Genomic DNA, 11,762 nt, shown 5'->3' on the forward strand with positions numbered 1-11,762 from the left:
TACGAAGGAAGCAATTGACTAACCTGTAAAATTTTGATTGAGGCTCTTGATCATTAGGGTATTGGATCTGATCATGAATTATTGAATACGATTAGAAAATCTTCCGTATCAAGGGGGCTGGTTTAGGAACTGGCGGTGCGGGTAAAGGGGCTATGGGTCATCGTATGAAAATCATATAAAAACGATTTATCTTCAGGAAATCAGTCTATATTTTTCATTCATCACTTGTTATGCATTTACGCTTCTAACGTTTTAGATTTTTTGAATATTTACTGCCAGATAAAAATTCAAAACAATCACGTGATCAATAATCTTGTGAAAAAACAAAAAAATGAATTTATCGTAAAAAATAATTTTGTAAATTTGTATCATCAGATGATAAGATGAATAAGATAATAAAAGTGAGTTTAGCGGAAAAAGTTTCCCAACGTTTGCAATCTCAAATTGAGTCTAGTGATTTCAAAGTCGGTGATAAGCTGCCAACGGAGCCTGTACTTATGGAGCAGTTTGGAGTTGGAAGATCTAGCATCAGAGAAGCTGTAAAAATATTGGAAAATAAAGGATTGGTCAATGTGCAACAAGGCGTGGGTACGTTCGTGGCGTCTAAGGTAGCTTCAAAAGATTCTTTGACAAAGCAATTGCAAACTGCCAGCGTTAAAGATGTTAATGAGGTTAGGGATCTTTTGGAGATAAAGATCGTCGAGAAAGCTGCGCTTAACAGAACCGCTGATGATATCAGAGAGCTGAAGCAGATCTTAAAAAAAAGGAATTTAGCAGCTGACCGTAATGATCTAATAAAATGGATAGAAGAAGATATCGCTTTTCATATTAAAATATCAGAAGCGTCTAAGAATACGATTTTAAGTAATCTGTACAAGACGTTTGCTGAGCAGGAACTTAAAAATTCCATTGAAGAAAGATATTCAAAGAATATTTCAATGCACCGTATGACTGCAATTCATGAAGATCTGTTTAATGCAATTGTTGACAACTCTCCAGAAAACGCTGTTAAAGCAATTTTAGAGATGCGCAAACTTGATTAAAGGCAAAAAGCATACACCATTTCTGGTGTTTTTTTTAATAGTAATTCATCAGATGATATGATGATAGAATCAATATGAAAACAACATTTCTATTTCCAGGACAAGGATCTCAGTATGCAGGAATGCTTCAAGAGTTCAATTCTGCCGATCCAATTGTTGCTGAAGTTTACTCAGCAGTCCAGAATCATACTGGTCTAAATCCGCAAGGAGTGGATAGTGATGATCAATTAAAATCCACGATAAATGTTCAGCTATGCCTTTTGATCTCAGGTGTCATCTCAGCAAAATTACTGCTTCGATCTAATATTAATCCTGACTTTCTTGCAGGGCATTCTGTAGGGGTTTTCTCTGCTGCTGTTATCAGCAATGTAATCTCGTTTGAGGATGCACTTGATCTTGTGTCAATTCGTGCTAAGATGATGGAGGAGGCATATCCTTTCGGATATGGTATGGCCGCTATCGTGGGTTTCAGCGAGAAGCATTTAAAAGAGCTGTTAACTTTGAATGATTTAGATAAAAAACTTTTCATAGCTAATAATAACGCAGCTGATCAGCAGGTGATCGCTGGTTCTTTGGATGCTATTAATTTCTTTATCCCCATATTACAGAGAGGTGGCGCCAGGAAAGTTCAATTACTTAATGTTTCCGTTCCATCTCATTGCGAACTATTGAACTATGTTTCCTTTGCTTTAAAGAATAGATTTGAAACTATTAAGATTGACCAACCAAAATATCCATGCATTTCAAACCATACAGGAAGACTTCTTAGGACAGAATATGCAATCAGAGAAGATTTATTTAAAAGTATTTCAGAAACTGTAAGATGGTACGAAGGTACGACCTTATTATATGAATTAGGTTCCAGATTTTTTATTGAGATGTCTCCTTCCGGTGTGTTGACAAAAATTGCTCGAACAACATTTCCGAATGCCTATGTATATGCATTTGAAAATCAAAATATAGAAACATTAAGGTGGCTGTATGACAGCTACTAAGCAGAATAATATTTAAATCATAACAATATGTCTAGAAATTCTTGGACTACAAAACGGGATGAAAAAACCCGACGAATAAAGAGCATCTCACATTTAACAAAAAATGTGGTACTTAAAAAAGAAAATATCGTGGAAGCGCTGGAAATTTTGATCCAGCCTTGTGATCTGGTTGTGCTTGAAGGAGATAACCAGAAGCAAGCTTCATTTTTATCAGAATCCTTAGTAAAGGTAAGTTCTTCACGAGTAAACAATTTACATATGATCATGTCAAGTATTTCGCGACCTGAGCATTTGGATATTTTTGAAAAAGGTATCGCAAAAAAAATCGACTTCTCTTTTTCAGGCCCACAAAGTCTTCGAATCTCACAGATGATTGAGGATGGCACTGTGGAGATAGGAGAGATTCATACGTATCTTGAACTTTACGGGAGGCTTTTTGTTGATCTTATTCCAAATGTAGCATTGGTTGCGGCTGATAAGGCCGATCCATTTGGCAATCTGTATACAGGACCAAATACTGAAGAGACTCCCACTATTATAGAAGCTACAGCTTTTAAAGATGGAATAGTGATCGTGCAGGTCAATGAAATCGTTGATGAACTTCCAAGAGTAGATATTCCCGCTTCATGGGTAGATTTCATTGTAGAAGCAGACAAGCCATACCAATTGGAAGCGCTATTTACACGGGATCCTAAACTGATTACTGAACTTCATATTCTTATAGGGATGATGACCATCCGAGGGGTTTATGAAAAGCATCAGGTAAAATCTCTCAATCACGGTATTGGCTTCAATACCGCAGCAATTGAACTTTTATTGCCAACTTACGCAGAGAAACTTGGATTAAGAGGTAAAATTGCAACCAACTGGGTTTTAAATCCCCACCCAACCTTGATTCCCGCAATCGAGAGCGGATGGATTGATACTGTACATTGCTTTGGGGGCGAGGTAGGAATGGAAGAATATTGTGCAGCAAGACCAGATGTATTTTTTACTGGTAAAGACGGTAGCTTGAGATCAAACAGGGCTTTTGCACAGGTTGCCGGACAGTATGCTATAGATATGTTCGTTGGATCCACTCTTCAGATGGACATAAATGCCAACTCTTCGACTGTCGTTTCGGGAAGACTTGCCGGCTTTGGTGGGGCTCCCAATATGGGCCATGATCCAAGGGGAAGAAGACATTCCTCAAAAGCATGGATGGATATGGTCACATCAGATGATCCATTGGCTAAAGGTAGAAAACTTGTTGTTCAAACGGTTGAGACCTTTCAAAATGGTAATACTCCTGTATTCGTAGAATCACTTGATGCCATTGAAGTTGCAAAACAAGCAGGTCTTGCCACTGCACCAGTAATGATATATGGTGACGATGTTACGCACGTCGTTACAGAGGAGGGAGTTGCCTACATTTACAAGGCTGAAGGTGAAATTGAGCGTAAACAGGCACTAAGTGCAATAGCAGGCGTAACTTCAGTAGGAACAAAAGCAGATGCTAAAGTCATTAAATCTTTAAGAGAAAGGGGAATTGTCGCATATCCTGAGGACCTGGGAATAGGTCGTACGGAAGCCAATAGATCTTTGCTGGCAGCTAAAAATGTTAAGGAGCTGGTAGAATGGTCAGGAGGTTTGTATAATCCACCTGCAAAATTTAAAAACTGGTAATGTTAACAGTCAAAAAATAGCAAATTATGTTACTTGAAAAAAATTGTATTAAGGAACAGGTAGATTCCGCTATTCTTGCTGATCTTGCTGTGCAGGCCTTACTAGAAGAAGTACGGCTAACGCCTAAGCCAGGTCTTGTGGATGGTGAGAACAATGGATCCCATAATGATCTCACTCTTCAATTAATGGAAAGGTCAGCGTATACATTACGATCTGTTTTCTTGGAAATGGCGGAATCGGTAAAAGGAAAAAATCCATCCCAGGAGGTGAGAGAGGTTCTTGCAGCAATCGGGCGGAGAGGAGAATATCAAATGCTTCATTCAACTGGAGGTATCAATACTCATAAGGGAGCAATCTGGACCTTGGGACTGCTCACCGCCGCCGTATCGATTCTACTGTCAGCACCATCCAATGTACAATTAAGGTATGAGAATATTCTCGATACAGCTGGTACTATCGCAGAATTTCACGATCGTTACATGCCTCCTGTTTTGACAAATGGTGGAAAAGTACAAAAGAGATATGCCGTTAGAGGTGCCCGAGAAGAAGCAATAATGGGTTTTCCATCCTTAATGAACATTGCTATGCCTTTTATGAAAAAATTTGAATGGCAACCTAGGAGTAGTCAGCGGTTAAATGTTTTACTAGCTTTAATGGCGACAGTCGACGACACCTGTATTCTTAATAGAAGTAATATGGAAACATTGCATTCTGTGAAACAAAAGTGTACGGAAATACTCGATCATGGAGGAATGGGAAAGGATACCAATGCTGAGCGATATAGAGATTTAGATCAATATGTTACACGCAATTGGATATCTCCAGGTGGAAGCGCCGATCTTCTGGCAGCAGCGATCTTTCTGGAAAAAATCATAGTTAATTATAAATAAAATAAATATGGAGTCATTTTCATTCAAATATCCAGCATCTAAATCTGTCTTACAGAGAGCACATACAGGAGTTGTAGGCTCAGGTGATCTGGAAATCTTACTAGAACCGACGACATCTGCGGAATCTGAATTTGTTGTCAGAACAGCATCAGACGGCTTTAAGGAAATATGGGAAAAAGTGTTTAAAAGATTTGTAGCCCTTAATGATGTGCAGGCAAAAATAACCCTAAACGACTTTGGAGCGACACCTGGCGTTGTAAGTCTTCGCCTTGCTCAGGTTCTTGAATTAGCAAATAAAAAAAATTAAAATATGTTAAAAAATAGTTTCATAGAGTTGAACGGACGTCAACGTGCCATTGCTCTTTTGGATATTGGTAGTTTCAGGGAGGTGTTAGGGCCTTTTGACAGAATAGAATCGCCACATTTAGCGGCTCAAGGTATTGTGCCGCAAAGTGATGATGGTGTTATCATCGGAAAAGGTGCTTTTAAGCACCAGCCTGCTGTCATTATTTCGATTGAAGGTGCTTTCCAGGGCGGAGGTATTGGAGAAGTTGGCGGAAGTAAGATCGCCGGAGCACTTGAGCATGTTTTAAAAGAAAATAAGATTGGTAAAAAAATAATACCTGTTATTATTTTTGATACTGGAGGGGTTCGTCTTCAGGAAGCTAACTATGGACTTCTGATGATCTCTGAAATCCAGTCAGCCATTGTCGCACTGAGGGAATACGGTCCGGTCATCGGACTTATTCCAGGAAATGTGGGGAGTTTTGGGGGAATGTCGATTACAGCTGCATTATGTTCAGAATTAATTATGACAGAAACAGCTCGTTTTGGACTCAATGGTCCCGAAGTAATTGAACAGGAAGCAGGAATTACTGAGTTCAACTCCAAAAACAGAGCACTGGTCTGGAATACGATTGGAGGGATGGCGAGATATGAGATGGGACTGGTTGATCAATTGGTTGAAGACGATGTGGAACTTTTTAGAAATGCTATCCATACAGCAATCAGTAAAGAATTTTCTGTGCCCCGAACACAACAGATTTCTAAGTTTTTATCGACAGTCAATCAGTTGGATCCCACCGTTAAGAACCGCAAAGAATCGGTACTTCAATTGTTAGAAAACAAAATGACACAGGTTCCTGATCGTATTGATGCTAAAACGCCAAGTCGAGGAAGAACCTGGTTTACGACTTTCACAAAGGGGGTGGAGTCAATTAGTAAGTATCCGACCGTTTTAGTAGCTGATAGAGAATTTGAAGGAAAAATGACGAGGTTTGTTGCTATTGTACCCAATGAAAAAAACCGCTTTCCTAGAGCAATTCACGGTGAAGTTGGATTACAAGAAGGATGGGTACTGGCAAAGTACATCAGAGAAGCTATTGAGGATGATGCAGATAAGATGATCAAAAGAAACTTTGTGGCGATAATTGATGTTCCAAGCCAAGCATATGGATTTAATGAAGAGCTATTGGGCATTCATTATGCCTGTGCTGCAAGTGCAGACGCATATGCAACAGCACGATTAAAAGGACATTCTGTTATAGGTGTAATTGTGGGAAATGCAATCTCAGGGGCATTTTTAGCACATGGTCTTCAATCGAGCAGGCTGATTGCACTCAATGACAAAGATATCAACGTGCAGGCAATGTCCAAGCAGTCTGCTGCCCGTATTACTAAACGTACTATAGCAGAATTAGAAGAAGTAACTAAAAAAGTTCCTGCCATGGCGTATGATATCAATAGTTATTACACTTTAGGTGCTTTAGATACTTTGATCGACGTTGAAAATGCCAATTTTCCTACTACTCATGATTTTGAAAAAGTATCAATAGAATTATCAAAAGCTATCGAAGCAAATGACCACTCACTTTCACAGCGTCTTAAAACAAAAAATGCAGTTGAAAGCGGGCGTAAGAGCTCAATAGTTGTCAGATCCAAAATAGAAGAACAATGGAACTAGCGGCGCACGATCTTCTGGGTTTTGATACCATAAATAACCTACTGTCGGATGAACCTCTACCATTTTGGGCTTTAGATACCTTAAAGGAGAGTTTCCTTGCAGTTGTTCGCAGAGATGCTCACTATAAAAAAAATAGGATACCAGTGGGGTTAAGGGGAATTGAGCGTGGGCAGCGTTTTGCAGCATGGATCGACGATCAACATATAACAAAGGTCATCAGCCCTATGTCCCTAACGGATCCTCTAAGCTGGAAAATGAAATACAATGGTAGGATGCCTAATCCTGTTAAGACTCTTATTGCGATCACATCTTTGATGAATCAAAGATTGGACTCTCTTTGGGGGCCGGCTGGTAGTGTTGCCTACGAGCTTGCAACAGGGTACAAGTCTATAAAAGATACAAGTGATTTGGATCTGGTGATTCGTACATCGAAGAGAATTTCGATTGGGGAGGCAAAGGATTTACTCAATGATATCCAAAATTTATCAAGCAGCAGGCTTGATATTCAACTCGATACACCTAAGGGTGGAGTCTCCCTCGTAGAATATACCAGATCTGACAAGATTTTGATAAAGACCAATCATGGCCCTTTCTTGCACGACGCAAGAACTTTATGGTCGAAATAAAATATTAGATTGATGATCTGAACTATAAATTCATTGAGTAAATATAAAGTTTTAATGAAGATATCTATTTTAGTTGAATTATCAGTCTATTTACAAACGTGGGAATTGGAGGATTATAGGATATCTATAATTTGGTTGAAAGTAATGTTAAATGTTCTAGTTACTAATAAATAGTATGTTGCAGCAGATGTTATTAAGGAAGTTTCAAATCCGTAAATCACGGTGAACGTTGTAGAATTATCATTTTCTCCTTTGGCAATTGTATTAATTGGAGGTCTAATCAGCTCAACGATTCTCTCAAGAATTATTACTCCTGTGATGTACAAGCTCATTCCGCTAAGTCTGGATATTGAAAAAGAAGATGAACATTAAAAACCTGAGTTGCTTATAATCAAGGTCTGGTTATGAAGATCTTATTCAAAAAAAATCTGCTTATCAATCAATTAAATTTTGATAAGCAGATTTCTAGATTTTATTATTAATCTCATTTCAAATTTTTCTTGAAAAATGTTGCAAGCTTTTCAAACGGAATCAGGTCGGTCTTATCATAAAGATCAACGTGTCCTGCCCCTTTCACGTAGAACAGCTCCTTCGGTTGTCCTGCACGTTTGTAAGCATCTTCACTAAATTCCTTTGAATGTGCATGATCTCCCGTTATAAATAACATTGGACGCGGTGATATCGTTTCGATATCTTCAAATGGATAAAAATTCATAAATTTTGTATTGCTGCTCAGAGTAGGATGGGTTGTGGTCAATTTTGTAGCTCCCTTCGGCGTAAATTCTCCTCTTGGAGTGCGGTAAAAATCGTAAAATTCGCGCTGAATCGGGTCTGTATTAGCCTCCAACTTATCAACTGTTCCACCTGTTAATTTCACTTCTGCTCCTGAGAACTCTGCATAGCGCTGTTCAGCAGCCTGCGCGATGATCTGTTTTCTCTGATCTATTGTTAATGAATGTTGCAGTGCATTACGATTCGCTGATCCCATATCATACATACTTACTGTGGCAATGGCTTTCATCCTAGGGTCTATCTTTGCGGCGCTGACTACAAAACTTCCACTACCACAAACTCCGATCACGCCTATATTGTTTCTGTCAACGAAATCACGAGTGCCCAAATAATCTACTGCTGCACTGAAATCTTCAGCATAAACATCCGGTAAAACGGCATTTCGTGGCTCACCTTCACTTTCGCCCCAGAATGACAGGTCGATTGCTAAGGCAATAAAACCTCGGTCTGCCATATTTGAAGCATACACATCCGCACTCTGTTCTTTTACAGCTCCCATAGGATGTCCCACAATAATGGCTGGATGCTTTCGGGATCTGTCTAAATTTTTTGGAATGAATAGGTGCCCTACAACATCCATTTTATATTGGTTTTTGAAACTAACTTTATAAAGTTCAACATTATCATTAACTTTAAAGGTAGTGAATTCCTTTGACGAGATTTTTTCCATTTTTTCTGTTTTTAGTGTCTGTTCTTTTTGGGCGGTTCCCTGCTGTGTCATCTTATTGCAAGAAAATCCAAAGACTAGTAGAGTGCCTGCCGTGAACAATTTTAAATATTTCATTTCTGTATATTTTGGTTGTTATTAATAATGCAAAATTCCTACTTTACAATCACTTTTGATTGATACACAATACTGTTTTATTTACCTTTTTTACTGATTTTAAATATTTTAGGAAAATAGAGTAGTGTGAACTTTTTAATGATCTTAGAATTTACTGATTATAATTAAAGTCTTTTAACAGTAAGATTATTTTACTGGCAATCACTAAAATGAATTCTAACAATTTTTTTTAAGAGCAGGAATGGCTAACGCAACAGCCAGTATCAAAACGACTGACCCCAATCCCAATGCTACATTAATTCCGAGCTTGTCAAAAATCAATCCTCCAACTCCGGCACCAACGGTAAGGGCTATTTGAGTAAAGGCAACTAAAAGACTTCCGGCAGTTTCTGCTTGGTCTTTCGCTGACTGGGTCAGCCAAGTTGGCCATCCGACTTGTACACTTCCAAATGAAAATGCAAAAAGTGCAATAAATAAGATCGCAAATTTTAATTCGGCTCCCAGTAAAATGACAAAAAGTATGGACACTGCCATCAAAACAGGTGAAAGGGTTAAGGTGAGAAAAAGGCTTTTTTGCAGAAAGAATTTTGCGGCTATTGCTCCTAGAAGATTAGCAATACCATACACCAGTAAAGCAAGAGAAATCGTATTTCCCGTCAGATGCGTGACATTCTCCAAAAATGGTCTGAGGTAGGTAAAAAAAATGGCATATCCCACAAAGGAAAACATATTTGCTAACAAACCGGTTCGCACAGTTTTATTTTTTAATAAATCTGCAAAAGACCTTAGTTTTGTTGGGATTGCAGGTGGCATCGATGGTAGAGAAATGATCTGCCATACGAAAGATATTCCGCCAATAATGGCGACCAAAAGAAAAACGTAACGCCAGCCGATCAGCCCGTCAAGAAAACTAGCCAAAGGTCCAGATATTACGGTGGCAATAGAGACCGCACTGAAAACGATACTTAATGCTTTTGGAACAAATTTTTCGGGTACCAACCTCATTGCAATTGAAATCGACAATGCCCAAAAACCACCTACCGCAATCCCTAATAATATACGTCCCAGCATCAGCACGAAAAAGTTTGGAGCAAAGGAAACGAGAAGACTTGAGATAATTTGCAATAGTGAGAAGGACAGCACTACGTAGCGTCGATCTACTTTTTGGGTTACCACACTAATCAGCAAGCTGGAAAACATTGCTACAAATGCCGTTACAGACATCGTTTGTCCTGCGGCTCCTTCAGTGATACTTAATTCGTTTGCAATAGGCGACAATATGCTAACAGGTAAAAATTCTGCGGTAATCAATCCTGCAACTCCCAATGCCACGGCATATACAGCCATCCATCTTGGTTGCTGAATTGTTATATTATGATTATTATCCATTAATTATTTTTTTAATTTTTCACAAAAAAAACAGGGACTGTATAATCAATTCCCTGCTTATCAATTATCAATTATTTATACAGTACTGTTTTATTTAACCACTTTAAGATTGTAATCCAGCAATTCATTCTTGTTTTTTAACTGATGATCACTTGGCACTTTTAGATAGCAAACAGCAGTTCTATAGTAATCTGAAAAAATTTCATTCTTAATTTGTAAATTTTTATTTATCACAAAGAGTATTTGTTCAGATGTAATGGCTGATTGTTTAAATATTCAATTATTCCTTAATTGTAGGCTCTTAAGATCAGGTTCTTAATATTTTCCAATTGTAATCTTCATAAGCTATATGGCTTTTGCTAGCAGGAATTCTTCATTGTCTAAGGTATTTTTATAACTGTTTGATTTTCAAATTTTCTTTCTTATTGTTATCTCACACATTAAATTAATACCTGTACTAAATCGACATTGCAAATTTCCCATTTCAGGCGTATTAGTATTTTATATAGAATACTGTTTTATTTACCATTTTTACTGATTTTGCTGATTATGAGTACATCACATCATTTTGATTGTTAAATTTGCATGGTAGATTTTTAATTATGGAACAAGTAGAAAGAATTGATACAGTAGGTCAGTATCATCGTCTGGTAGGTGTTAATACCCTTCATCCGTTGGTAAGTGTGGTAAACTTTAACGAGATTCCGACAATACAACAGTTCAGGAGGTATATGGGTGTGTATGCCGTATTTTTAAAAGATATAAAATGCGGGGACATGATGTATGGCTGTCAACCTTATGATTATGAAGACGGTACTTTGGTATTCGTTTCTCCGGGTCAGGTTTATGGAATAGATAGTAAAGGAGTTGTAATAAAACCTTCTGGATATGGATTGATATTTCATCCGGATCTTATTACAGGAACAACTCTTGGGAAAAATATCAAAGATTATACATTTTTTTCATACGAAGTGAATGAAGCTCTGCACTTATCGAAAAAAGAGAGAAAAACAATTCTTGACTGCCTGGAAAAGATTGCCGCTGAGATTGCACAAAATATCGACAAGCACAGCAAGACGCTTATTGTCTCAAATATAGAGGTTCTGCTGAATTACTGTATGCGTTTTTATGACCGGCAGTTCATTACCAGAAATAATGTCAATAAAGATATTCTAATGAGATTTGAAGAGCTGCTTCGTAATTATTTTCTTTCAGACAAGCCATTTTTGCTAGGTTTGCCGAGTGTGAGCTATTGCGCAGAGGAACTCCACCTATCACCCAACTACTTTGGTGATCTCATAAAAAAAGAAACAGGGAGTACAGCTTTAGATTATATACAGACTAAACTCATTGAGGAGGCCAAGGAAAGAATATTTGATCACTCAAAATCAATCAATAATATAGCGAACGAATTGGGTTTTAAATATCAACAGCATTTTACACGGCTTTTCAAACAGAAAACGGGGTATACACCAAACGAATACAGAAGCCTCAATTAGTTTTAATATTGATCTTCCGATTTTTAATTTAAAGATTGAGATTTGTCGATTTTTTATCCAAATTAACAGATTGTTTCATAAGCGATTTTAAATTATTATATAATTTACATCATACT

At 37.8% G+C, this 11,762-nt stretch carries 11 protein-coding genes; 9 read left to right on the forward strand and 2 right to left on the reverse strand.

Going from position 1 to position 11,762, the window contains the following annotated elements; translation table 11 throughout:
- Positions 1–383: 383 nt before the first annotated feature.
- From AR685_RS16625 to AR685_RS18180, 8 genes are all read left to right on the forward strand, one after another.
- Positions 384–1,043, forward strand: coding sequence for a FadR/GntR family transcriptional regulator (locus AR685_RS16625; RefSeq protein ID WP_059125251.1), 660 nt, complete (start codon positions 384–386; stop codon positions 1,041–1,043).
- A gap of 74 nt (positions 1,044–1,117) precedes the next feature.
- Entirely contained in the window at positions 1,118–2,038 is a 921-nt protein-coding gene (locus tag AR685_RS16630; protein ID WP_059125252.1) for an ACP S-malonyltransferase, read from the forward strand.
- Between the two features lie 27 nt (positions 2,039–2,065).
- Positions 2,066–3,703, forward strand: a complete 1,638-nt coding sequence (mdcA, locus tag AR685_RS16635; protein ID WP_059125253.1) for a malonate decarboxylase subunit alpha — start codon at positions 2,066–2,068, stop codon at positions 3,701–3,703.
- Between the two features lie 26 nt (positions 3,704–3,729).
- Positions 3,730–4,593: a triphosphoribosyl-dephospho-CoA synthase gene (locus AR685_RS16640; RefSeq protein ID WP_059125254.1), complete on the forward strand. Its 864-nt coding sequence runs from the start codon at positions 3,730–3,732 to the stop codon at positions 4,591–4,593.
- Positions 4,594–4,600: 7 nt separating this feature from the next.
- Positions 4,601–4,900 (forward strand): malonate decarboxylase subunit delta, encoded by a 300-nt coding sequence (locus tag AR685_RS16645; RefSeq protein ID WP_059125255.1) that lies wholly within the window; start codon positions 4,601–4,603, stop codon positions 4,898–4,900.
- A gap of 3 nt (positions 4,901–4,903) precedes the next feature.
- Complete coding sequence (locus tag AR685_RS16650; RefSeq protein WP_059125256.1) at positions 4,904–6,556, forward strand: biotin-independent malonate decarboxylase subunit beta; 1,653 nt, start codon at positions 4,904–4,906, stop codon at positions 6,554–6,556.
- A complete protein-coding gene (locus AR685_RS16655) occupies positions 6,547–7,182 on the forward strand; it encodes a malonate decarboxylase holo-ACP synthase (protein ID WP_059125257.1) in 636 nt (211 codons plus the stop codon). The genes AR685_RS16650 and AR685_RS16655 overlap by 10 nt, the downstream gene beginning before the upstream one ends.
- 222 nt (positions 7,183–7,404) lie before the next feature.
- Complete coding sequence (locus AR685_RS18180; protein ID WP_165592831.1) at positions 7,405–7,554, forward strand: hypothetical protein; 150 nt, start codon at positions 7,405–7,407, stop codon at positions 7,552–7,554.
- 112 nt (positions 7,555–7,666) lie between these two features.
- On the opposite strand, the gene AR685_RS16665 is transcribed toward AR685_RS18180, so the two are convergent.
- Both AR685_RS16665 and AR685_RS16670 read right to left on the reverse strand, forming a co-directional pair.
- A complete protein-coding gene (locus AR685_RS16665; protein ID WP_059125318.1) occupies positions 7,667–8,644 on the reverse strand; it encodes an alpha/beta hydrolase in 978 nt (325 codons plus the stop codon).
- Between the two features lie 330 nt (positions 8,645–8,974).
- Positions 8,975–10,147, reverse strand: a complete 1,173-nt coding sequence (locus AR685_RS16670; RefSeq protein WP_059125259.1) for an MFS transporter — start codon at positions 10,145–10,147, stop codon at positions 8,975–8,977.
- 602 nt (positions 10,148–10,749) lie between these two features.
- Between AR685_RS16670 and AR685_RS16675 the strand changes: the two genes are divergently transcribed.
- Complete coding sequence (locus tag AR685_RS16675; protein ID WP_059125260.1) at positions 10,750–11,646, forward strand: helix-turn-helix domain-containing protein; 897 nt, start codon at positions 10,750–10,752, stop codon at positions 11,644–11,646.
- Positions 11,647–11,762: the final 116 nt, after the last annotated feature.

Source organism: Chryseobacterium sp. JAH, assembly GCF_001507335.1.
Taxonomy (GTDB): domain Bacteria; phylum Bacteroidota; class Bacteroidia; order Flavobacteriales; family Weeksellaceae; genus Chryseobacterium.

What these genes read in the sequence shown, in the direction of transcription:
- AR685_RS16625 (WP_059125251.1), top strand. Translation starts at nt 384, where the DNA reads ATGAATAAGATAATAAAAGTGAGTTTAGCGGAAAAAGTTTCCCAACGT.
- AR685_RS16630 (WP_059125252.1), top strand. Translation starts at nt 1,118, where the DNA reads ATGAAAACAACATTTCTATTTCCAGGACAAGGATCTCAGTATGCAGGA.
- mdcA (WP_059125253.1), top strand. Translation starts at nt 2,066, where the DNA reads ATGTCTAGAAATTCTTGGACTACAAAACGGGATGAAAAAACCCGACGA.
- AR685_RS16640 (WP_059125254.1), top strand. Translation starts at nt 3,730, where the DNA reads ATGTTACTTGAAAAAAATTGTATTAAGGAACAGGTAGATTCCGCTATT.
- AR685_RS16645 (WP_059125255.1), top strand. Translation starts at nt 4,601, where the DNA reads ATGGAGTCATTTTCATTCAAATATCCAGCATCTAAATCTGTCTTACAG.
- AR685_RS16650 (WP_059125256.1), top strand. Translation starts at nt 4,904, where the DNA reads ATGTTAAAAAATAGTTTCATAGAGTTGAACGGACGTCAACGTGCCATT.
- AR685_RS16655 (WP_059125257.1), top strand. Translation starts at nt 6,547, where the DNA reads ATGGAACTAGCGGCGCACGATCTTCTGGGTTTTGATACCATAAATAAC.
- AR685_RS16665 (WP_059125318.1), bottom strand. Translation starts at nt 8,644, where the DNA reads ATGGAAAAAATCTCGTCAAAGGAATTCACTACCTTTAAAGTTAATGAT.
- AR685_RS16670 (WP_059125259.1), bottom strand. Translation starts at nt 10,147, where the DNA reads ATGGATAATAATCATAATATAACAATTCAGCAACCAAGATGGATGGCT.
- AR685_RS16675 (WP_059125260.1), top strand. Translation starts at nt 10,750, where the DNA reads ATGGAACAAGTAGAAAGAATTGATACAGTAGGTCAGTATCATCGTCTG.